Genomic DNA, 22,709 nt, shown 5'->3' with positions numbered 1-22,709 from the left:
TCACGAGGAGAGTAAAATTTTACGCAAAATTTTTCAAGAATCTATTTAGAAATAGTTGTTGTGAAAAAGTTCACTAAGGTTTTTTTGAGGTTACATAGATGACTATACTCAAGTACTCAATCATTTCAGCCAAATTCATAAATCAACTAGATACTTATAACTAGTGAAGGGCAATGCATTGAAAAATAGAACTATGAATGTTCATTTTAACCGTAAGATTAGAGTTTTATTCTATCCAATATTAACAAGGGCTTTTGATTGTCATCTTCAGTGATAAACAAAAAATCTAATCTCATTTATTAAGTTTTATATTTTGAAGAATTTTTTTCTCATCCTTAACGGCGCTATCGGAAAAATAGCAAAGATTTATGAAGAATAGTTTTAATTATTTTTATTTTATTGCTGTCATCAATATTACAATATACCTTAGACAAATATCTCCCTAAAATCATTGAACTTATTTCGTTTTTTGAGCCAGTATTAAGAATGCTTTTAACCTGAGTGAGCTGGCTTATCTATGAGTAAAATCACTAATTTAGATATCAAATTGTACTAAAATTAGTACGAGTCACTCAAAGAAAGCAAAAAAATTAAAATTTCAGCATTAAAATTCAGAGCTTTAAATGCTAAAGCTCTGAATTTAATAAGTTAACGTGTAATTTTCCACGTTTGATATGAATTATTGCTTTGACATCCAATCATTTGTAGGCGTGCCATACTATTTGCACCATCAGCGGCATCAAGGCATAGGCCTGTTCTTAAGTTGATATATTGGCTTGTGTGGCGACTATACATCCATCGTTGACTACTATCATTATTGCACGGCGCAACTTTAACGAAATTATCTTTAACATCACCCATCAAACACGCATCCCGATGAGTTAAGTATAAGCGATGTGTGTGATCCGTACTCAGACGTTGATTACCGTTGTTAGGATCGCATGAATACAATCCCATTTGTTGACCACCATCCAAGCTATCTGCACAAAAACCTCGTGCGCCATTTTTCAAAATGAAAGGTTTTTGCTGGGTATAATTGGCATTATTCACAGTAGAAATACAAGTAGAATCATCCGTGCAATGCGCTGATGCCACTTGTGCACAGTTTCCATAAGTTTTAGTCGTTTGTGAGTTAGACTTGATTGAAGAATTTGCTATTGCAGGATAGGTCGCAGAAACAGATGTATGAACATCAGCACAGCTGTTATAGCCATAAATGCCATTGGCTTGTTTGTGTTGTCTGAAATTTTCGGTAAATGTAGTTAGGCTGTCAAAACCACCCCAAGATTGTGGCACATTGATTTTTGCAATTTCAAGTTGTTTACCAGTACTCATGTCTTTAACAAAGGTTGAGACTGTACTGTCATTATTTTTCACTATCTTAAAATTATATTTCGTTCCTTCCTTCCATTCATAAGGTAAGTCACATTGAACGCCATCACCTTCGTGATCGAATTGTCTGCAATACGCAGGGTATCCTGTTTTCCAAGATGTCGCTTTCCAGATTGAGAAATTTAAATATTTCTGATCATTGCTTCGTTGTTGCAATCCAACATAGCCACCATCTCCATGCTTGATAGAAAATTGATTTGCCCAAAATGTATTACCATCATTTCCTGGCTCATTGGTAATGATGATTTGATTTTCAAGTATTGCAAAGCCGTTAGCAGGAATATTGTTCCAATGGTAGTCAGTAGAAACCATTCCGCCTGCAACCACGGCATACGTATTCGAAACTCCAAGTAACAGAGAAGTACTTAAGGTGGTACGAATAATAAGATTGATTAAATTCATTGTTATATGCTCATATGATTATAAAAATTAAGACTTAGATTCTTAGTTTTACTTATGATTCTACAGTGATGAATACAATTTAGAATCACTATAAATAAATTTTATTTAAGTTTAACTAAACATTAAACATGTTGAAATGTTATAACATAACAATTATGATTTAGTTACATCAAAAATCAAGATCATTCATTGATTGCAATAAGCGATCAAATGATGTGGTTGAACATGAAAACGAGTAACTCACCATGAATATTGATTCTTCACAACCGTATAAATTACCTGTCACTGTGCTATCTGGATTTCTTGGTGCAGGAAAAACCACACTTTTAAATCATATTTTAAATAATAGAGAAGGAAAACGTGTCGCAGTAATTGTGAACGATATGTCAGAAGTCAATATTGATGCGGCTTTAGTCAGAGAAGGTGGGGCGGAATTATCACGAACGGAAGAAAAACTCGTTGAAATGAGTAATGGATGTATTTGCTGTACTTTGAGAGAAGATTTATTAGTAGAAGTAAGACGATTAGCGGAAGAGAAAAAATTTGATCAACTCGTCATTGAATCTACCGGAATATCAGAGCCTCTACCTGTAGCCGAAACATTTACGTTTGAAGATGAAGACGGCGTATCTCTAAATGAGTACGCTCGTTTAGATACCATGGTGACCGTAGTCGATGCATTCAATTTTTTACGTGATTATCGTTCATATGATCTTCTTCATGATCGTGGCGAATCACTTGGAGAATTTGACCAACGTACTGTTGTGGATTTACTGATAGATCAAATCGAATTTTGTGATGTTATTATTCTAAACAAAACTGATTTAATCGATGAGCATCAGAAGTCCCAGCTTTATGCGATTCTCAAAAAGCTTAACCCTAGAGCAAAAATTGAGTCATCTACATTTGGTCAGGTTGAACTCGATAAAATACTCAACACACAGCTTTTTAATTTTGATGAAGCCTCACAAGCACCTGGTTGGTTAAAAGAGTTGAGAGGAGAGCATAAGCCTGAAACTGAAGAATATGGAATCGAAAGTTTCGTATATAGAGCAAGAAGACCCTTTCACCCACAACGTTTTTACAATTTTATCCATTCAGAATGGAAAGGTGTTATACGCTCAAAAGGATTTTTTTGGCTTGCTGCGGAACCAACAATGGCTATGGCTTGGTCACAAGCTGGAGGTATGGCTCGGCATGGTCAAGCAGGATATTGGTGGGCTTCGGTACCACAAGAGGAATGGCCACAAGATACGCAATCTATTCAGGAAATTGAATCGAGTTGGCATCCAGAAACGGGTGATGCCAGACAGGAAATTGTTTTAATTGGACAAGAGATGGATAAAGAGCAATTAATCCAAAATTTTGATCAATGTTTACTTACTGATTCGGAGATGAGTTTAGGACCAATCGTTTGGTGTAATTTCTTTAATCCATTTGAAGCTGAAAAAGAATTACTCGCCTAAATTGAGCAAGGAATTCCTTAACAAATTAAGAGTAATCTGAGTTCTCCTGCATTTTCTTTTGGAGCACGGTGAACACAAGGAAGTACTTTCTGATCAGGATGATCTACAGCCAAACGCCAGAGATGACCGATTCCTAAATTTAAAGGTGTTGCACCATTTTTAGGTTGATAGTGAAGATCCATATAGGTCTCTTTAAGAAAATCCTCAAACTCATGGTCTTCGCCATCAAACAATGATTTAATTTTTTGACGGATTTCTGGAATATGAATTTTTTGTTCAACCTCATCATTGGAAATAATATCGCTAGCCGCCCCGTAATAGGTACATAGATATGTATCCGTTGCTAATGGCGATCGATCTACATGAAAAGAATATACATCAGTGCTGATAAAATCCAATTCTTCATCACGCTGATATTCTTTGATTAAGTTTAAAGACGGCGATGCACCCAATTCGGTGAGCAACATTATATCATTAATAATAACGTCTCTCGCTTTGCTTGCAGAGTCTGAAAGTTTGAGTTGCTCTAATTGTGCGATGGAAATTTCAGTAATATCTTCTATGAGTGTAAGTTTTTCAACGATTTCTTTGAAATTGTAATCTAAATGCCTATACCAACATAAAGCATTGACATGGTCTTCAAAAACTTCATTCGCTAATGCTTGGAAAGTATTCACCAATTTGGCTTGAGGATATGAGTGAATGAGTTCGAGCATATGATCTAAAACTTTTTAAAAACATATTATAGCTTTTAGCTCTAGACTTGATAAGACTGGATTTAGATGATTGATCGTCGTTCAATGTAGTAGGAGAGTGGGGCTTCCACCCATAACTACACGATGTGAACAAAAACGATAGATACTCATTAAGGCTATTCTACAATTGGGTATAAAAAGTTAAACATATCTTAAGTTTTTTGTTGGCTAGAATTTCTGTTTAGCTTTTTGACGGAGAACATACAAATATAAGCTTTCTACTTTTTCACGTGCCCATGGTGTAGTCCGCAGGAATCGTAAAGATGATTTAACACTTGGATCGATGCAAAAACAACGAATTTCAATTTTACGACTTAATCCTTCAAATCCTCCGTAGTAATCCAATAACTCATCTAAAATGTCAGCGAGTTTTTTGCCATGTAAAGGGTCATTGGATGTGTTCATAATTGATCAACTAAATTGTGTAAGATGAGCATTATAACCTGAGCTAGACAAAAATTGAGAACGTTGCTTTCTATACTCAATGGTCCATCAAAAATGACAGATTGTGTTTTGGTTTTTCATTTAGTCGCTAATATCGTTACTTAATATAGCCTCACCCATGCCAGGATGTTTGTAAACCTACTAAATCTACAAAAAGATAATTTAAATATACGACAATGTTTTAAGTTTCTAATTATAAAGATAATTCAGTAATTTAAAAATTGAATAAAAAAATAACCAGTTCGTGTAAAAACACAGATACTCATAGTTTGACTGCGAAAGAAGGACTTCAACCCCCGATTTATAATATGCGGGTAATAAATTCACAATAGGCATCTTAACAATGAGCTTTCACAAGATTTAAAGGTCATAGACACGCAGACCTGCGTTAGGCTTAGACAAATACACAAGTTTAGTAGCGGTCTAATTTCTGCATAACTTATATTATGTTTCTTGGGATACACTTGACGGGAAGATTATTTATTATCGAAACCGTCAAGTGCAGCACCAACTGCAAGTAATGTTTAGGGTGCTGTCCCTAGATATCCTATTTAACATAAAATGAAGTTGCGACTTCAGAATGACTACTTATCAATAATTTCCAAAATTTGCTCTTTTGATAACTCATATTCTTTATCGAATTTTTCCCACTTTTGTAGCATTTCTTGGTATTTACGAATCATTGGGCAGTGTTAATTTAAGTTACCTTTTTCAATAACTTCACAAAAGCGACCATCTTCACTAAGTGCTTCCGCAAAATACATCAGTGAACCTTCATTATTACCATCAAAACCTTTAAAAATAACATCTTTTTCTTTTATATCACTCTTATCATCTAATTCTTCATAGCTAGATAAAAGTGCTCTATGCAATGAGAGTACGTTTACAACAAATTCAGCATTTTCATTGTCTAAGTCATCATCAATATATTCGAAAATTTGTTCATATAGCCATTTGTGACCATCTCTTAACTGTTTTGCAGTTCTAAGAAATTTTACAGTGTCATACTCATTATCAGTTTGTTGGCTCAAAATTTCATATTGATTCGCAAGAATTAGACGTTCTACATTTGTTAACGTTGTTGATCTTGACATTTTTTTGTCCTATGGGGTAATTATTAAATGTATATTGGTGTTTTTTATTTATTTTTCTAATTTTTATTTATTTATTTTTGAGTTTTTATGGATACTGCATTTGATAAAGATGGTCACCTTGTTAACGGTGAAGATTTATGGGAATTGAATGGTGATGTTGATAGGGATGGTTATTATTGTATTGGATGTGGTGTGAATGTTACACCTGCATCATACGATAAAGAGTTTAATGTTCAGCGACCGCATTTCAGAGAACATCGTAGCCATCCTCATAAAATTGATTGTGATGTAATTGGTGAAAAAGAATCTAAAAGTAATGGTAGAAAACGAAAAGTTTTTAATCCGAATGAAACTTTGCCAAGTTTCATTCCCACAATTTTAAAGCTCATAGATACTAATTCTAAAACAGATGGAACAGGAATAAGCAATTCTCAAAATATTTCTTCTGGTGTGGAAAAGGGAATTGATTCAGAAAATGAAAGAGTTGTTAGGCGGTCAGGAGGGGTAGTACAGTCTATACGTAGACTATGTTCTGTATATATAGACTATCCTTTTGATCGTGAAATACCATTAAAAATACCTAATAATGAATTATCGACTTATAAGGATTTATTCAAAAAAATACCTAGTGATTTTAAAATAGCTGATACCTCAAAAATACTTATGTGTCAGATGCGTTTTACTAGATTAGAAGTTACAGAAAATGAAATACGTATTGAGTTATCTCAAGGTTTTTGGAGTTATGATGATAAAATACAGAAAAAACGTGTAACTAAACATTCATTTCTAATTATTGATATTAGTAATTGGAGTAAAAATAGAAAAACAGTTATTACTAAAGAGTTAGATTTTGTCCGTCGTGAAGGGATCAACGCTTATAGTAAGAATAATAAAACGAAACTAAAAAGTTGGGTATTTTTTATTGGCTCTCAAGATTTAGATGATCCTAGTATTTATCGTGTCAGTGATCATCGACTTATTTGTGCTATGTCTGCTGACAATATAATATAAAAAAAGAGTCCACATTATCTAATAGTGGGCGCTAGTCTTAAATTTAGAATAAAAAGGGCTGTTAATCCTCTTAACCCAAAACTTATTATTGGTATTTTACAGCTTCTTTTGGCTTTAGATTCTTCAAGTAATATTTAATCAGAGCATGTATTACATCTGATTCTTTCATCAAAACTTATTTCTCAATGACGAATTTCATCGAAGATTCTTTAATGCCGAATGCTTAGCCATCACAAACTATATAAACCAATGTTAAGGGTTGTTGTTCCAGATATTCTATTTAACATAATATACATTATGCGAAATTATGGAGAATCAATCTCTGGTCAATCGACAAATCAATATTTCATGTGTATACATATGCTTAGTCAATTTTAAAGAAAATCGATTATGGATAATCAAAAAAGAATTCATGCTTTCACGGATGATATATTAGGTACAAGTGATGCGATTGAGCTCTCAAACAGAATTCAATCTAAAGACATCTCAATTGATGAAGTTTTAAGAGCTACGATTGAACGCGCAAAATTCGTAAATCCTCTGCTAAATGCAATTGAATTCGAAAACTTCGAACAATTACTTAAATCGCCTACTTTTAAACCAAATCAGATTTTTTCTGCAATCCCTACATTTATTAAGGATAATTTGGATCTTATTGGTTTTCCTACGCAACAAGGATCAACATCGTTCAAATCCAAGGAAAAGATCAAAAACTCTAAAATTACTCAACAAATGTTAGATACAGGCTTAATTGCACTGGGTAAATCCAAAATGCCTGAATTTGGCTTAAATGCTTCAACAGAATTTAAGTCTGGGGATTACACACGCAATCCTTGGCATACTGATTATTCGTGTGGAGCTTCTTCAGGTGGAGCTGCGGCACTCGTTGCATCAGGCGTAGTACCAATTGCACATGCAAATGATGGTGGTGGTTCGATACGAATTCCTGCAGCAAATTGCGGTTTAGTCGGTTTAAAGCCGACACGTGGTCGTTGGCATCCAAATGAAGGTTCGCAGTATTTACCAATTGACCTTGTTTCAGATGGTGTTTTAACACGTTCTGTGCGTGATACCGCGTTTTTCTTTGCTGAAATGGAAAAACAATATAAGCCAAAAAAATTAACCGAAATTGGCTTAATCCAGCATCCATCCAGCAAACCTTTACGGATTGGTCTTGTTTATGATTCATTGCAAACCAATACTGATGCTGAGACGCGTCAAACTGTTGAGTCTACTGCTCAATTACTCAGGAATTTAGGTCATCATATTGAAGAATTTTCACTTCCTATTTCAGATTCGTTTGTAGATGATTTCAGCCACTATTGGGGTTTTTTATCATTTATGATTCAACAGTTTGGAAAACCGCTACTTGGCAAAGATTTTAACGTGAATGAGTTAGATCATCTAACAGTTGGGCTTGCAAACTTGTACAAGAAAAATTTCTATAAAACCCCTTTATTTTTATACCGTTTAAAGCAAATCCAGCGCATCTATCAACAAATCTTCCAACAATATGATGTCATCCTTTCGCCAGTTTTAGCGCATGTTTCGCCTCAAATTGGATATCTTTCACCTCAACTCGAATTTGATGTTTTATTTGAGCGTTTAAGGAATTATGTGGCATTCACACCTATTCAAAATATCGCTGGAGCGCCTGCGATATCATTACCAATGGGTATGACCAAATTAGATTCAAGACCGATAGGTATTCAGCTTTCTGCTGATTTGGGACAAGAACGTTTACTGATAGATCTCGCTTATCAGCTTGAACAGATACAACCTTTTAAAAAAATATACGATTAAATTCATACACTAAGGATCATTAATCAAATTCTTGATGATCCTTATCAACAATACTCAGTGCTTGTTTATCACTTTTTATGCATAATATATACATAAATGTGATTTAGAGATTTGTATGGATTTAACGAAGCATTCTGTGGAACGAATCATCCCAGCTTGGAAATGGTTAAAAAAATACAATACTCAAGATTTTAAATCTGATCTCCTTGCATCTGTGATCGTACTTGCAATGCTTGTACCACAAGGCATGGCATATGCCATGATTGCAGGCTTACCTCCAATTATGGGGTTATATGCCAGTATTATCCCTATGATTGCTTATGCATTGATTGGAGGGAGTACTACCCTTTCAATTGGTCCAGTTGCATTAATCTCCATGATGACTTTTGCCACGCTACAGCCATTATATGAAGTGGGTTCACCAGTCTATATCCAAGCTGCCTATTTGCTAGCAGTAATGGTTGGCATAATTTCATTTTTATTGGGACTGTTTAGATTTGGTTTTTTGATTCGTCTCATAAGCCATCCTGTGATTAAGAGTTTTATCATTGCTTCTGCCGTCTTAATTGCGTTAGGTCAAATAAAATTTATTCTTAATATTCCATTGCAATCCAGCAATTTAATCGAATTTTTTGCAAGTTTGGCTCAATACATTTCTTTATATGATTTGGCCAGCTTATCTTTGGGTTTAGCTTCAATTTTAGCGCTCATTTATTTACCTCAATTACTTAAAATTTCAGCATTTTCAAATCATCAAAAATTAATGCAATTTGTACAAAAAGCATTACCGTTATGCTTAGTGCTATTTTCAATCTTACTGGTTCAATCCTTTAATTTAACTGCCTATGGAATTAAGACAGTAGGTGAAATTCCAAGTGGATTACCCCCTATTCAAATGCCGTACTGGACATGGGACATGGTGAAAATACTGCTTCCTGGTGCAGCAATGATCGCTATGGTGAGTTTCGTTGAATCTATTTCGATCGCGCAAGCTACGGCTTTTCAATCACGTAGCAATTTGAACAGTAATCAAGAGCTTGTTGCACTCGGTGTTGCAAATTTTGGCGCTGGAATCAGTGGCGCATTTCCTGTCACTGGTAGCTTATCACGTACAGTGGTCAATGCTGATGCTGGTGCTAAAACACCTATGGCTGGCGTTTTATCCTCCCTACTTATTATTGTGGTCAGTCTATATTTTACAAGCCTATTTGAATATTTACCTTTAGGAGTATTGGCTGCAACAATCATTGTGTCGATATGGAAACTTGTTGAAATTAAACCCTTTATAGAGGCTTGGAAATATTCCAAAGCAGATGGTTTGGCAATGGCTCTTACATTTTTAGGGGTGCTGTGTGTAGATATTACAACAGGCTTAATGGTGGGTATTATTTCAACATTTGTGTTGCTGTTATGGAGAATTAGTCGTCCACATATTGCAGTGATTGGTCTCGTTGAAGGTACGCAGCATTTTAGAAATATTTCAAGACACCAGGTTATTACCAGTAAAAGGCTCGTTTCGGTGAGAATTGATGAAAATTTGAGTTTTCTCAATGCAAACACCCTGAAGGAATTTATTATTTCAGAAGTTAGCCAACATGATGAGCTTCAACATGTTGTCATTAACTGTTCCAGTATCAGTAATATTGACTACTCAGCTTTAGAGACTCTTGAGGAAATGAATTCTGAGTTATCTAAACTCAATATTCAACTACACTTAAGCGAAGTCAAAGGTCCTGTTATGGATCGCTTAAATTCAACCAACTGGATACAACATCTGACAGGTAAAATATACCTCACTCATTTCCAAGCAGTATATGAATTAGACCCGCATTTCAGCCAAAATAAATCATCTTTTGCATAAGAATTTGATATTCTTAAGTAAGAATTATCAAAAAAAATCCAGTGATTTGATTCACTTAATTTTTATTATGAATAAGTTTTATATTTAAAATCATTTTTAAGTATAGAATACCCGACTTATTTATCCGATTTTAAGCCAGACTCGGCATTATTAGGTTCAGTTATGTTCACTGCTCTAGCACGTTTGAGTTTAGTCACCAAAATCATTATCGCCATTATTCTTGGCGTTTTGGTGGCTATATTTTTTCCTCAAGTTGCACCACAATTAAGCTTGCTGGGTGATTTATTTATTAAAGCCCTTAAATCTGTTGCACCAATTCTTGTTTTTGTTTTGGTCCTTTCTTCGATTGCAAACTTTAAAGTTGGTGATAGCAGCAGTGCGAAAATCAAACCCATTATGATGATGTATGCCGTAGGTATGTTTTTATCTGCGTTAACTGCTGTCATTGTGAGTAATCTATTTCCAAGCACTCTTTTCTTAGATGTCGCTGCGCAAGCTGATTTACAACCACCTGGCAGCTTGACTGAAATTCTTAAAAATTTATTACTCAGTTTTGTTGCGAATCCTATCGTTGCATTAAGTGAAGCAAACTTTATTGGGATTTTGGGTTGGGCTGTTGCACTGGGTATAGCATTTCGTCATGCCACAGACACCACAAAACAGTGTCTGACGGATGCTGCGAATGCCGTGAATCACGTGATTCGTCTTGTCATCAGTTTTGCACCTTTCGGTATTTTTGGACTTGTTGCGGTTACTTTTGCAGATGCAGGTCTTAAAACCTTAGCAAGTTATGCACAATTATTGTCTGTTCTATTAGGGACTATGTTCTTTGTTGCACTTGTAATTAACCCAATTATGGTGGCATTTGTTATGCGTTCAAATCCTTATCCATTGGTTATTCAATGTCTACGTGAAAGTGGGATCACCGCATTTTTCACCCGTAGTTCAGCAGCAAATATTCCGGTGAACTTGGATCTTGCCAAGCGTTTGGGCGTGAATGAATCGACAGCGAGTGTAGCAATCCCTTTGGGTGCTGCAATTAATATGGCGGGCGCATCAGTAACGATTACCGTATTAACATTAGCAGCGGTGAATACACTTGGTATTTCTGTTGACTTTACCACGATGCTTGTTCTTTCTGTTGTTGCTACAGTTTCTGCTTGCGGGGCTTCTGGTGTAGCAGGTGGTTCACTGTTATTGATTCCTGTCGCTTGTGGGCTCTTCAATATCTCACCTGATGTGGCTATGCAAGTTGTAGCCATCGGTATGGTGATCAGTGTTCTACAAGATTCAACTGAAACAGCACTCAACTCATCTACAGATGTATTGTTTACTGCTGCGGTTGATCGCGCTCCTTCAAAATAATATATTCATGGCATAAACTTTTAGAATGAAAGATATGCCATTTCAATTCCTTCCAAACTGGGTACAATTTGGGGCTTTCATGCTTGCAGTAAATGCAGGCATGATCAACGTTTTGGGTCTCATTTCTCTATTACATCAGTCAGTTTCACATATGACAGGCAATGCAAGTCTGCTTGCGATCGGTATTATTGACCATGATTTCAAAGCTGTATTTTTTCTGATTCTTATTATCCTGAGTTATGTTTTAGGCTCTAGTTTTAGCGGTCTGATATTGGGGAATAGTCAATTTAAACTCGGACGCAGATATGGTCTACCATTGAGTTTAGTGACTTTTTTTATTCTGCTCTGTTGGGTATTTATTCCCTATTATCCTCGTTATGCACTGCTATGGGCATGTTGTGCGATGGGTGTACAAAATGCCATGGTAAGTCATTATAAAGGTGCGATTATTCGCACGACTCACCTTTCTGGTGTCTTAACCGATCTTGGTTTAGCATTTGGATATTTTGTAAGAGGTCTTACAACGGAATCCAGAAAAGTTATTTTGCATTTAGTGATTTTATTTGGTTTTATTATTGGCAGTACTGTTGCGGCATTCAGCTATCCTTATTTACAATTAGAAGCGTTTTTAATTCCTGCAGGTTTAAGTTTTTTACTGACCCTGATCTATTGGATTTTATATTTCCATCATTGTTATTTTCAAAAATCGTAGTTGGTATTACTCATGGTAAAAAATGCCTTGCAAGCACAATTGCTCAAAGCTGGTTTAGTCGATCAAAAAAAGGCTAAAAAACTTTCTAAACAAGCTGTGCATGAGCAACGCACGGGTCAAAGCAATGAAGCTGAAATTAAAGCTAAAATTGAACAAGATTTAAAGCAAAAATTAGAAAAAGATCAGAATCTTAATCTTGAAATCAAACGCCAGCAAGATGAGAAAGCATTGCGTGCAGCAGTAGTGCAAATGATTGGTCAGCATAAAATCAAGGATATTGATGGTGAAATCAGCTACCAGTTCGTTGATGTAAATAAAATCAAGAAAATTTATATTAATCAACAAGTTTACAATGCACTCGTGGCAGGCACGTTAGTTATCGCCAAAGATCAAGCAGGTTATGCTGTTCTACCAAGAGCGTTATCTGAGCGGATTAATGAAAAAGTCGAAGGATTTATTATTGTGAATAATGCTGAGAAAAATGAGGCTATTACAGATGAGGAAGATCCATATGCAGCTTATGTTATTCCAGATGATTTAATGTGGTGAATTCCTCAAAAGCCTAATTTATTAGGCTTTTTTACCCTTAATGTGTGATTCAGATTGCGGTGTAGCAGCTATAAATTCACGATTAAAGATGCTTTGAAGTTATATTGCTTTTTCTAACCAACACTAGATGAATCTGTCAAATTTCGGCGCTCTTATTCTATTCTCTGATTTGTTTTTCAATCGATGTTGTTTTGGAGAGCTTTAAAAAAATAATGGATTGATTTTCTCACATTATTTTTTCATTTTATAAATGCTGAAAATGCACAAGTTCAATAATGCTTCTTTGAGGAGCTTTCGCAAAAAGCAATGAACACAGAGAGATCGATATAAAAAAGATTAAATTAGATTTAAACATGGGTTTTATAATTTGAAAATGTAATGACGATAATCTACGAAATTTTATAGTGTGCCTTACTTCACTTTAATTTTATTGAAAATAGAAGTTCATAAAATGTATTTAGTAATTTATTTAATCTATTCTGTTTGATAAACGTTAACTCTAATAAATTTAATAACTTAAACCATTAAGCTAATGCCAATTCATTTAGAGGTGATCAAGTTGGACAGATTAAATTTTGTAACTCAAATCCAAGAATGGTCAGATCAATTTCCTTGGTTAGAGATGTTGACCTCTCTGAGCATTCTTATTCTCATTGCATTTATCGCAAATTTTATTGCTAAACAAGTGGTCGTCCGTGGTATTCGCAAAATTATTAGCAAACTACGTTTTAGTTATAGTGATGTCTTAGCGGAACATAGCGTTATTCGAAGAATTGCAAACATTGTCCCAGCATTGGTGATTATGAATGGAATTGTGACGGTTCCTCACCTGTCTGAAAAAGTCATTACATTGATTCAGATGTTTGCACAAGCCTTCATTTTCTTAACCATTGCCTTGGCAATTAGTCAGCTTCTCACCATTTTTAATATTATTTATCAACGTAATCCTAAATCTCACAATAAGCCAATTAAGGGTTATTTACAGTTAGTTAAACTCATTATTTTTGTTGTTTGTGCACTGATGGTAATAGGAACATTTCTTAAAAAAGATGTTTTCACGCTATTGGCAGGTTTCGGGGCAATGGCAGCAGTGCTCATGCTGGTTTTCCAAAATACAATTCTATCTCTAGTGGCTTCAGTTCAAATCTCTTCATATGACATGGTTCGGATTGGTGATTGGATTGAAATGCCAACCTTAAATGCGGATGGCGATGTCATTGATATGTCATTACATACGGTGACCGTACAAAACTTTGATAAGACCTATACCACTATTCCGACCAATCGTTTGGTGACAGATACTTTTAAGAACTGGCGAGGTATGCAAGAGCAAGGTGTTCGTCGTATTAAACGTGCACTCTATATCGATCAAAATAGTGTTCACTTCTTATCTGCAATGGAATACAGCAAACTTAAAGAATTTCTGATTTTAGAAAAATATCTGGATGAGAAACAAACTGAGTTAAAAAACTTTAATCAGCAATACGCAAATAATGGGGTCAATAACCAACGTCGTTTAACCAATTTAGGAACATTCCGCGCATATATTGAATACTATTTAAAAAATCATCCAGGTATTGCACAAAATCAGTCCTTAATCGTTCGTCAATTACAACCGACAGGTGAAGGTTTGCCTATAGAAATTTATGCTTTTACAAATACGACAGCATGGGTGGCTTATGAGGCGATCCAATCCGATATTTTTGATCATCTTTTGGCGATTCTTCCTGAGTTTGGATTAAAAATATTCCAGATTCCTTCTGGGAATGATTTCAAGATTCCTCAAGACACAGTAAACTGAGTTTTGATTAGATGAATTAAGATTAGTCGTATGCTGCAGTGGTTTGAAAGACTCGTTGATCCATATCCATCCAAAGATTTAAATCAGCCCTTGCCGAAGAAATTTTTTCCATTTGTTTGGCAAGCAGCATCAGGAGTTAAGCGTTATCTCCTGGCGTTGGTGTTATTTACTGCAGCAACAGCTTCATTTGAAGCTATTTTCTTCTCTCAAATTGGTCATTTAGTTGATTGGTTATCCGCATCGACGCCTGAAAATTTTCTCGAAAATAACCAAACAAATCTAATGATTTTATCTGGTTTTCTACTGGCTAATATTTTCTTTGCAAGTTTGCAATCAATCATAAGGCATCAGATATTATTCAGCAGCTTTCCAATGCGCTTGCGTTGGCGTTTTCACAATTTATTACTTCTTCAAGGCTTGGACTTTTTTCACAATGATTTTGCAGGTCGATTGTCAGCTAAAGTCATGCAAACTTCACTTGCTGTTCGTGAATTTTGGGTAATTTTGGGGGATATCGTTACTTATGTGGTGATTTATTTTATTACCATCAGTGTGGTTTTAGGAAACGTCTCCCCTCTACTCCTTATTCCCCTGATGGCATGGTTGATTTTATTCATTGGCGCGGCATCCTTCTTTATCCCGCGACTTGGAAAAATTTCAAAAAAGCAGGCTGATGCACGCGCGGTGATGACTGGTCGTGTGACTGATGCTTATACAAATATACAAACAGTAAAATTGTTTGCACATGCTGGTCGTGAAAGCCAATATGCCAAAGAGTCTATGCAACTTTTTATGAAGACGGTGTATACCCAGATGCGTCTGGGAACTGCTTATGAAATTAGCATTAATCTACTGACCGCAATTTTATTCTTTGGCGTTTTAGGTACAGCAGTTTGGCTTTGGTTTATTGGTGAAGCAAACATCGGTGTGATCGCCGCAACGACAGCCATGATTTTAAAGCTGAATAGTATGGCTTCTTTTATGATGTGGCAAACTTCAGCCTTATTTGAAAATATTGGTACCATCCAAGATGGGATGACCACGCTAGCAAAACCAATAGCAATTCAAGACAAAGAAGCTGCACTGCCACTCGAGGTACACTCTGGTGCGATTAAATTTGATAATGTGAGCTTTGCATATAATCAAAAAAATGTTATTAATCACTTGAATTTAGAAATTAAACCGGGTGAAAAAATTGGAATTGTCGGTCGGTCTGGTGCTGGAAAATCGACACTGATCCAACTACTACTTCATTTTTATCAAACCCAACAAGGTAAAATTTATATCGATGGCCAAGCGATTGATGAAGTCACCCAAGATAGTTTAAGAAAAAACATTGCTCTCGTGACGCAGGATACTTCTTTGCTGCATCGAAGTGTTGCTGAGAATATTAAATATGGTCGACCTGAAGCGACTGATGAAGAAATGTATGAAGCTGTCCGTAAAGCTCGAGCAGAAGAGTTTATCCCTCAGCTTACAGATCTACGTGGTCAGACAGGATATGACGCTTATGTGGGTGAACGTGGTGTAAAATTATCTGGTGGGCAAAGACAGCGTATAGCAATTGCACGGGTATTCCTAAAAGATGCTCCAATTTTGATTTTAGATGAAGCAACCAGCGCACTCGATTCAGAAGTGGAGGCTGCGATTCAGGCAAGCCTTGATGACTTGATGGAAGGTAAAACGGTAATTGCAATTGCACACCGCCTTTCAACAATTGCTCAAATGGATCGATTAATTGTTTTGGATCAAGGAAATATCGTAGAACAAGGATCTCACGATGAGCTGATCCAACAGAATGGAATTTATGCCCAACTTTGGCAACGCCAAACGGGTGGATTTTTAGTTGAACAAAAAGTGAAAGACAAGGAATTAGACGAAGATGCTTTATCTTGATGATTTAAAAGTGGGTGATCAGTTTAAAAGTCGTGAATATGAGTTAACACTCGAAGAAATTAAAGAATTTGCACAAAAATACGACCCTCAAGTCTTTCATACTGATGAAGAGGCTGCTAAAGATCATCCTATTTTTCAAGGTATCGCAGCCAGTGGTTGGCAAACTTCAGCCATTACCATGCGTCTCTGGACTGAATGTTTTCCAATTGCCAAGGGGCTTATCGGTTCAGAGTCAAGCTTAAGATGGCCAAAACCAGCTCGTGCAGGTGATCGTTTGCATGTGGAAGTTGAAATTGTTGCTATCAATCCTTCAAAAACAAAGCTAGATCGTGGAATTGTGAGTTATGTCACACAAACAAAAAATCAGCATGGTGATGTTTTGTTGATTTCAACCACAAAAATTGTCGTTTTTAAGGCTTAAACATCGGTTTCACACTAGATTTGTCCGACAAAATTGGTATTTTCTATCTGGAATTTATGTCAGTATTATTTTCACCAAAAATTATGAAAAAAATTGTGTAAAGCAATGGATCGCACATGAAAACAGTTTCAGTTCGCCCAGATTTAGGCATTCCAGGTGTTTACGGACTCTTACTTTTAGATGTTGTTTCTCGTTGGGGTTATAGTGCTGAGTCGCTATTCGCTCCCTTTGGATTCACCAACGAGCAACTTGCCGATCCTGAATTTAGAATTCCACTACATGTAGCGAATGAGATGATTATTCTCGCGCGCAAAATGACAGGTGAAAGTTCTCTTGGTTATCATCTTGGTAACCAAATGCGGATTTCTATCCATGGTTTTATTGGCTATGCCATTATGACCTCGAATGAGATTACTGATGCACTTATTTTAGCCAATCGCTTTATACAACTGCGTATGCCTTTTCTGCAATTTCATTTCTCGACATTTACAGAACAAGTTTCTTTGCAGTTACAATGTGATATTGATCTTGAACCGCTGAGAACTGAAATTGTCATGGCTTTGACTTTTGGTGTCATTACCATGGCAAAAGCACTGACAGGCATTAATGATTTGTATGGCGAAATTAATTTTGACTTCCCGAAACCTGAAGGCTTTGACAAATACATCAGTCGTCTACATCCCAAAACGATTATTCATTTTGACCAGACTCATTTTCTTGCCAGTTTCGATAAAAGTTATTTAGGCTTGAAGATGGTTAACGCAGATCCGATTGCCAGTCAAATTGCAATTAATCAGTGCGAAGCAGAACTATCAGAGCTGGGCGAACGCCGTCGAATTTCAATGCGTGTTCGCGATATTTTGACACATTCTGAACAACACTATTTAAGTATTGAAAATGTGGCAGATCGCTTGCATATGTCTGATCGTACACTGAAACGTCAGTTGGCTGCAGAAGGAACTTCTTTTTCAACCTTAGTGGATGAAGTTCGATATCGTCATGCAACCTCCCTACTGTCACGTACTGACTATTCACTTGAACAAATCGCAGATGAACTCGGTTATTCAGATGTTGCGAATTTCAGTCGTGCATTTAAACGTTGGAGTGGTCGAAGTCCAAGCAGTTGGCGTAAAGATCCATATTTATAGAACTTTCGTTTTTAAATAAAACACTGTATAACACAAGAAAATTTTTCAAATCGAATTGAGGAGTCGTGATGAATCATCCTTCAGAGCTTAAATATGCTCGCACACACGAATGGGTACGTATTGAAGGTGATCTCGTTGTTACTGGGATCTCAGATCACGCACAAGATGCATTGGGTGATCTTGTCTATGTAGAAGCACCTGAAGTAGGTCGTGAATTGACTGCTGGTGAACAAGCGGGTGTAGTTGAGTCTGTGAAAACAGCTTCTGATATTCATGCTCCTGTAAGTGGTGTAGTTGTAGAAATTAATGAAAATCTAGAAGATGATCCAGATTTTGTAAATGATGATCCCTATGGCAAAGGCTGGATCTACAAAATTAAACCATCTAATTTGGCAGATGTAGAACAACTTCTCTCAAATACAGATTATGAATCAGGTTTGTGATATTTATGACCAGTCTACGGACTGGTTTTTTATTTATACATTTTCGGATGAATGGCTCACTTTTTGCTGTAATTTTCATGTAATTTGATTATAATTAATTCAACTTCTCTCCCTACTTCATTGCTGACCAAAACCAAAAATAATTTTATTTGGCACAGATTGAAGCTTTTAATGGTTCAATATTTCAAGGTTGTCTATGTCTTCTATACATGCTGAGCATCTATGGAATAAATCTTTTATTCTGTGTCTAATTAATAACTTATTTATTTTCATCTTCTATTTTGCTCAGACAACGATATTGCCAATTTATATTCTTAATGATTTAAATGGTAATATTACCCAAGCTGGGCTTGCACTGACTTTGTTTCTAGCTTCATCGATCGCAATACGACCGTTTACCGGTCTCATTATCGAGAAGATTGGGCTTAAAAAAGCACTTTATATCTCTGAGTCATTTTTTGTACTGCTCTCTTTCGCTTATATCTTTGCTGATAATCTAACCCTATTACTGGTCATTCGGTTACTACAAGGAATTTGGTTCAGTATTTTGACCACTGCCATGATACCAATCGTCAATGACTTCATTCCAAATCAGCGTAAAGGTGAAGGCATGGGCTATTTTGTCATGTCAGTCAATCTTGCCATTGTACTAGGACCCATGTTGGGCTTGATTCTCATTCAACCATGGGGATATATTCCAGTGGCTACACTTTTAGCTGCAATTGTTTTTATTGGTTATTTGTTCTGCTTTTTGATTCCGATCCAGACACAATTTCAAACTGTTAAGCGCAAAACAAAAATTAGTGTTCATGATTTTGTTGAGATTAAAGCTTTACCTGTTGCGATGATGGCGATGCTCATCTCATTTTCTTATGCAAGTATCATGTCTTTTATCTCGACATATGCTGAATCAAAAAATTTATTGACCTATGCGAGCTTATTCTTTGCTGTTTTTGCAATTTCCATGATGCTTCTAAGACCCTTCACAGGAAAGTTATATGACTCTAAGGGTCCTGCCTACGTTGTCTATCCAGCGATTGTGAGCTTTAGCATTGGGCTATTCATTCTAAGCCAAATTCATTCTGCTTCCGGATTATTGATATCTGCTGTCTTTATTGGTATAGGCTTTGGGTCTGCTCAGCCATGTCTCCAAACGCAAGCCATTCAAGCTGTAGCACGTGAACGAGTTGGACATGCGAGTTCAACTTTTTACACCTTTTACGATATTGGCATCGCATTAGGTTCTTTTATTCTAGGTATTGTGATCACACACTATCAGTATTCGATTGCATATATATTATGCGCGATATTGACGCTATTAAGCTTGCTGTTTTACCGCTTCGTTGTTCAAACTAAAGTAAAAGTGGTCTAGAGAGCTAAAAATTTGTCCAAAAAAAGCCTTCAGATGAAGGCTTTTTTATTCAATTAGCTCTCTGCATCTTCATCAAACATACTGAAGGTTTGTGAAGAGGTTTCAGCATTCTCTCGGACGCGTGTACTTTTTAGCTTAATCTGTAGACGTAATTCATTTTTAGAGTCAGCATTACGAATGGCTTCATCATAACTGATCGCACCTTCGTTATATAAATCAAATAATGCTTGGTCAAATGTTTGCATACCAAGTTCTCGCGACTTGGTCATAATTTCTTTCAACTCATGAAAGTTACCTTTCAAAATCAAATCAGAAACTAAAGGTGTATTTAGCATGACTTCTACAGCAGCTCTACGTCCGACACCATCTTCAGTTCGAACTAAACGTTGAGAAATAATGGCTTTCATATTTGATGAAAGATCCATAAGCAACTGATTGCGCCGTTCTTCAGGGAAAAAGTTGATAATTCGATCCAAGGTTTGATTGGCATTATTCGAATGCAACGTGCCTAAGCACAGATGACCAGTCTCTGCAAAAGCGATCGCATGCTCCATGGTCTCCGTATCACGGATTTCGCCAATTAAAATTACATCTGGTGCCTGACGAAGTGTGTTTTTAAGCGCATTATGCCATGAGTGACAGTCCACTCCGACTTCTCGGTGAGTGACCATTGATTTTTTATGTTTATGCACGTATTCAACTGGATCTTCTACAGTAATGATGTGCCCTGCTGAGTTCTCATTACGGTAATCAATCATGGCAGCAAGTGAAGTAGATTTACCCGATCCAGTGCCACCAACCACTAGAATTAAACCTCGCTTTTCCATTACCACATCTTTCAATGTTTCTGGTAATTTCAACTTTTCAAAGTTTGGAATTTCAGAGGTAATGGTACGAATGACCATCCCTACATTAAGTTGCTGTTGAAAAACATTCACGCGAAAGCGCGATACATCTGGGACATTAATGGCAAAATTACATTCTAATTCACTCTCAAATTCTGCTCTTTGTTTTTCATTCATTAAGCTATAAGCGAATAGTTTTGTTTTTTCTGCAGTCAAAGCTTGAGAACTTAAAGGCTTCATTGAACCTTGATGTTTCATACTTGGAGGAAAATCAGCTGAAATAAATAAATCTGATCCCTCATGTTCAAAAACGCTTTTAAGCAATCTGAACATGAATTGCCGAGCTTCGCTAAGTAATTCATTACTGAACATTAATTTCCCCAAGTTATAAATATTAAATACTTAAAATACTAATAGAAATATAAGGTTATTTCAGCTGTTTCATCAAATATTTAATGCTTTAAACAAACATTCAAATCTTAAAGGCAAAAAAAAGAACCCATATTTCATGGGTTCTTTTTTATAAATTATATTAGGAGAGTTGTTGAGCAACATCCAAAATCAATTGCTCTGTACTTAACCAACCCAAGCATCCATCAGTCACTGATTGACCATAAGTCATGTGATCAGAAATTTTCTGATTGCCATCGACTAAAAAGCTTTCTAGCATGACGCCACGGACTTGTGTTTGAGGTCGTTCATTCACAATTTGCTTTAATACAGCAGGTTGATTCAATGGATTTTTAGCACTATTCCCATGGCTACAATCAATAATCAAAGCTGGTAATACATGGTTATTGTTTTCTTGAATCTTTTTAATTTCAGCGAATTGGTAATTTGTACCCTGATTCGATCCACGTAAGATCAAATGTGCGTGCGGATTACCCTTTGAAGATAAAATGCTTGGACCACCATCTTGACTTAAACCAAGAAATTGATGCGGTTGTGAAGCGGACTGAATGGCATCCAATGCAATTTGGATTGATCCATCTGTACCATTTTTGAACCCAATGCTATAAGGCATATGGCTAGATATTTCACGGTGAATTTGCGACTCGCTTGTTCTCGCCCCAATCGCGCCCCATGAAATCAAATCATCAAAATATCCTGTTGCCATTGGGCTTAAGATTTCTGTGGCCAACGGCAAACCCATTTCAGCAATTTGAATGAAGAGTGATCTAGACTGTTCAAGTCCTTTTTGCATATCTGCTGAACCATTTAAATCTGGATCATACAAGAAGCCTTTCCATCCTACAGTGGTGCGAGGTTTTTCAATATAAGTACGCATCACGATGAAAATCTGATCTTTGACTTGTTCTTGCAGTTGTTTTAATTTTTGTGCGTATTCGAGGGTTGCTTTAGGATCATGAATCGAACATGGACCAGTAATGACCAATAAACGTGGATCATGACCCGCTAAAATGTCTTGTATTGTTTGGCGATGTTGACGAATTTGAAGTGAAACTATCGGACTAACTGGTAAAGCTGATTTTAGTTCTAATGGTAAGCTTAATTTTTTTTCTAAAGTATGTTGAGCTGTGGTTATAAGCTGAGAATTAATTGCATTCATCTTGAATTCCTTTGGGCAGCAATTGCCCTATCTTTTATTTGAGCGTGAGGTGTCTATTGGCTGGGTTTTGTTCTTGACTAAAATAGAACCAATAACCGTTGCTAAAATAAAAAGTATTCAATGTTTTCATGAGATGCTCCTATATTTGTTGAGATGAAAAAAAACCTGATTGGTGTTGCCAATCAGGTATAAACTTGATGGGCAACATTTTTGTTGCCCGAACGCGTCTAGGCAACTAGATGTTAAATTGCCAAAAATAATAATAAGCGTTAGTAATCAAGTGTGTCGTTTTCATCAAATTATCTAAAATATAACCCTTAAAAGTAAAATACGCATAAATAGACTGATTGACAAGCAAT

18 protein-coding genes and 1 pseudogene are annotated in these 22,709 nt (G+C 36.1%); 13 read left to right on the top strand and 6 right to left on the bottom strand.

Annotation, left to right across the window (positions count from 1 at the left end; translation table 11 throughout):
* Window positions 1-648: 648 nt before the first annotated feature.
* Window positions 649-1,794 (bottom strand): RICIN domain-containing protein, encoded by a 1,146-nt coding sequence (locus AC1M9B_RS03850; RefSeq protein ID WP_481608625.1) that lies wholly within the window; start codon window positions 1,792-1,794, stop codon window positions 649-651.
* A gap of 245 nt (window positions 1,795-2,039) precedes the next feature.
* Between AC1M9B_RS03850 and zigA the strand changes: the two genes are divergently transcribed.
* Window positions 2,040-3,260 (top strand): zinc metallochaperone GTPase ZigA, encoded by a 1,221-nt coding sequence (gene zigA / locus AC1M9B_RS03845; RefSeq protein ID WP_481590045.1) that lies wholly within the window; start codon window positions 2,040-2,042, stop codon window positions 3,258-3,260.
* Between the two features lie 17 nt (window positions 3,261-3,277).
* Here zigA and AC1M9B_RS03840 read toward each other — a convergent pair whose 3' ends face one another.
* The 3 genes and pseudogenes from AC1M9B_RS03840 to AC1M9B_RS03830 all read right to left on the bottom strand — a co-directional run bounded on the left by AC1M9B_RS03840 (window position 3,278) and on the right by AC1M9B_RS03830 (window position 5,553).
* The gene (locus AC1M9B_RS03840) at window positions 3,278-3,976 is read right to left on the bottom strand and encodes a DUF1826 domain-containing protein (RefSeq protein WP_481608624.1); all 699 of its coding nucleotides are present in this window, start codon (window positions 3,974-3,976) and stop codon (window positions 3,278-3,280) included.
* A 207-nt stretch (window positions 3,977-4,183) separates the two neighbouring features.
* Window positions 4,184-4,420, bottom strand: coding sequence for a VF530 family protein (locus AC1M9B_RS03835; protein ID WP_481592470.1), 237 nt, complete (start codon window positions 4,418-4,420; stop codon window positions 4,184-4,186).
* A 623-nt stretch (window positions 4,421-5,043) separates the two neighbouring features.
* Window positions 5,044-5,553 (bottom strand): annotated as a pseudogene (locus AC1M9B_RS03830) (YfbU family protein).
* Between the two features lie 87 nt (window positions 5,554-5,640).
* Between AC1M9B_RS03830 and AC1M9B_RS03825 the strand changes: the two are divergent.
* The 12 genes from AC1M9B_RS03825 (at window position 5,641) to AC1M9B_RS03770 (ending at window position 19,935) form a co-directional block, all read left to right on the top strand.
* Window positions 5,641-6,564 (top strand): hypothetical protein, encoded by a 924-nt coding sequence (locus AC1M9B_RS03825; protein ID WP_481608623.1) that lies wholly within the window; start codon window positions 5,641-5,643, stop codon window positions 6,562-6,564.
* Window positions 6,565-6,954: 390 nt separating this feature from the next.
* Entirely contained in the window at window positions 6,955-8,367 is a 1,413-nt protein-coding gene (locus AC1M9B_RS03820; RefSeq protein ID WP_481608622.1) for an amidase, read from the top strand.
* A 115-nt stretch (window positions 8,368-8,482) separates the two neighbouring features.
* The gene (locus AC1M9B_RS03815) at window positions 8,483-10,228 is read left to right on the top strand and encodes a SulP family inorganic anion transporter (RefSeq protein WP_481608621.1); all 1,746 of its coding nucleotides are present in this window, start codon (window positions 8,483-8,485) and stop codon (window positions 10,226-10,228) included.
* Window positions 10,229-10,390: 162 nt separating this feature from the next.
* Window positions 10,391-11,593: a serine/threonine transporter SstT gene (gene sstT, locus AC1M9B_RS03810; RefSeq protein WP_035267513.1), complete on the top strand. Its 1,203-nt coding sequence runs from the start codon at window positions 10,391-10,393 to the stop codon at window positions 11,591-11,593.
* A 34-nt stretch (window positions 11,594-11,627) separates the two neighbouring features.
* Entirely contained in the window at window positions 11,628-12,305 is a 678-nt protein-coding gene (locus AC1M9B_RS03805) for a YoaK family protein (RefSeq protein WP_481608620.1), read from the top strand.
* A gap of 12 nt (window positions 12,306-12,317) precedes the next feature.
* The gene (locus AC1M9B_RS03800) at window positions 12,318-12,854 is read left to right on the top strand and encodes a DUF2058 domain-containing protein (protein ID WP_481608619.1); all 537 of its coding nucleotides are present in this window, start codon (window positions 12,318-12,320) and stop codon (window positions 12,852-12,854) included.
* Window positions 12,855-13,413: 559 nt separating this feature from the next.
* The gene (locus AC1M9B_RS03795) at window positions 13,414-14,655 is read left to right on the top strand and encodes a mechanosensitive ion channel family protein (RefSeq protein WP_228143075.1); all 1,242 of its coding nucleotides are present in this window, start codon (window positions 13,414-13,416) and stop codon (window positions 14,653-14,655) included.
* Between the two features lie 30 nt (window positions 14,656-14,685).
* Window positions 14,686-16,551: an ABC transporter ATP-binding protein gene (locus AC1M9B_RS03790; protein ID WP_481608618.1), complete on the top strand. Its 1,866-nt coding sequence runs from the start codon at window positions 14,686-14,688 to the stop codon at window positions 16,549-16,551.
* Window positions 16,538-16,972 (top strand): MaoC family dehydratase, encoded by a 435-nt coding sequence (locus AC1M9B_RS03785; RefSeq protein ID WP_035267505.1) that lies wholly within the window; start codon window positions 16,538-16,540, stop codon window positions 16,970-16,972. The genes AC1M9B_RS03790 and AC1M9B_RS03785 overlap by 14 nt, the downstream gene beginning before the upstream one ends.
* 116 nt (window positions 16,973-17,088) lie before the next feature.
* Window positions 17,089-18,120, top strand: a complete 1,032-nt coding sequence (locus AC1M9B_RS03780) for an AraC family transcriptional regulator (RefSeq protein ID WP_179997980.1) — start codon at window positions 17,089-17,091, stop codon at window positions 18,118-18,120.
* 68 nt (window positions 18,121-18,188) lie between these two features.
* Window positions 18,189-18,563, top strand: coding sequence for a glycine cleavage system protein GcvH (gcvH, locus tag AC1M9B_RS03775; protein WP_035267502.1), 375 nt, complete (start codon window positions 18,189-18,191; stop codon window positions 18,561-18,563).
* Between the two features lie 196 nt (window positions 18,564-18,759).
* Complete coding sequence (locus tag AC1M9B_RS03770; RefSeq protein ID WP_481608617.1) at window positions 18,760-19,935, top strand: MFS transporter; 1,176 nt, start codon at window positions 18,760-18,762, stop codon at window positions 19,933-19,935.
* Between the two features lie 53 nt (window positions 19,936-19,988).
* On the opposite strand, the gene AC1M9B_RS03765 is transcribed toward AC1M9B_RS03770, so the two are convergent.
* Together AC1M9B_RS03765 and AC1M9B_RS03760 are read right to left on the bottom strand one after the other, a co-directional pair.
* Window positions 19,989-21,152: a PilT/PilU family type 4a pilus ATPase gene (locus AC1M9B_RS03765; protein WP_035267499.1), complete on the bottom strand. Its 1,164-nt coding sequence runs from the start codon at window positions 21,150-21,152 to the stop codon at window positions 19,989-19,991.
* 160 nt (window positions 21,153-21,312) lie between these two features.
* A complete protein-coding gene (locus tag AC1M9B_RS03760) occupies window positions 21,313-22,350 on the bottom strand; it encodes a 3-deoxy-7-phosphoheptulonate synthase (RefSeq protein WP_481608616.1) in 1,038 nt (345 codons plus the stop codon).
* Between the last annotated feature and the right edge of the window lie 359 nt (window positions 22,351-22,709).

It is taken from the genome of Acinetobacter sp. ANC_7513 (assembly GCF_056779915.1).
Note: the sequence above shows the minus strand (reverse complement) of the source record. Positions and strands in the feature narration are given on the sequence as shown.

What these genes read in the sequence shown, in the direction of transcription:
- AC1M9B_RS03815 (WP_481608621.1), top strand. Translation starts at nt 8,483, where the DNA reads ATGGATTTAACGAAGCATTCTGTGGAACGAATCATCCCAGCTTGGAAA.
- AC1M9B_RS03790 (WP_481608618.1), top strand. Translation starts at nt 14,686, where the DNA reads ATGCTGCAGTGGTTTGAAAGACTCGTTGATCCATATCCATCCAAAGAT.
- AC1M9B_RS03850 (WP_481608625.1), bottom strand. Translation starts at nt 1,794, where the DNA reads ATGAATTTAATCAATCTTATTATTCGTACCACCTTAAGTACTTCTCTG.
- AC1M9B_RS03780 (WP_179997980.1), top strand. Translation starts at nt 17,089, where the DNA reads ATGAAAACAGTTTCAGTTCGCCCAGATTTAGGCATTCCAGGTGTTTAC.
- AC1M9B_RS03785 (WP_035267505.1), top strand. Translation starts at nt 16,538, where the DNA reads ATGCTTTATCTTGATGATTTAAAAGTGGGTGATCAGTTTAAAAGTCGT.
- AC1M9B_RS03765 (WP_035267499.1), bottom strand. Translation starts at nt 21,152, where the DNA reads ATGTTCAGTAATGAATTACTTAGCGAAGCTCGGCAATTCATGTTCAGA.
- AC1M9B_RS03835 (WP_481592470.1), bottom strand. Translation starts at nt 4,420, where the DNA reads ATGAACACATCCAATGACCCTTTACATGGCAAAAAACTCGCTGACATT.
- AC1M9B_RS03760 (WP_481608616.1), bottom strand. Translation starts at nt 22,350, where the DNA reads ATGAATGCAATTAATTCTCAGCTTATAACCACAGCTCAACATACTTTA.
- AC1M9B_RS03805 (WP_481608620.1), top strand. Translation starts at nt 11,628, where the DNA reads ATGCCATTTCAATTCCTTCCAAACTGGGTACAATTTGGGGCTTTCATG.
- zigA (WP_481590045.1), top strand. Translation starts at nt 2,040, where the DNA reads ATGAATATTGATTCTTCACAACCGTATAAATTACCTGTCACTGTGCTA.
- AC1M9B_RS03825 (WP_481608623.1), top strand. Translation starts at nt 5,641, where the DNA reads ATGGATACTGCATTTGATAAAGATGGTCACCTTGTTAACGGTGAAGAT.
- AC1M9B_RS03770 (WP_481608617.1), top strand. Translation starts at nt 18,760, where the DNA reads ATGTCTTCTATACATGCTGAGCATCTATGGAATAAATCTTTTATTCTG.
- sstT (WP_035267513.1), top strand. Translation starts at nt 10,391, where the DNA reads ATGTTCACTGCTCTAGCACGTTTGAGTTTAGTCACCAAAATCATTATC.
- AC1M9B_RS03800 (WP_481608619.1), top strand. Translation starts at nt 12,318, where the DNA reads ATGGTAAAAAATGCCTTGCAAGCACAATTGCTCAAAGCTGGTTTAGTC.
- AC1M9B_RS03840 (WP_481608624.1), bottom strand. Translation starts at nt 3,976, where the DNA reads ATGCTCGAACTCATTCACTCATATCCTCAAGCCAAATTGGTGAATACT.
- gcvH (WP_035267502.1), top strand. Translation starts at nt 18,189, where the DNA reads ATGAATCATCCTTCAGAGCTTAAATATGCTCGCACACACGAATGGGTA.
- AC1M9B_RS03820 (WP_481608622.1), top strand. Translation starts at nt 6,955, where the DNA reads ATGGATAATCAAAAAAGAATTCATGCTTTCACGGATGATATATTAGGT.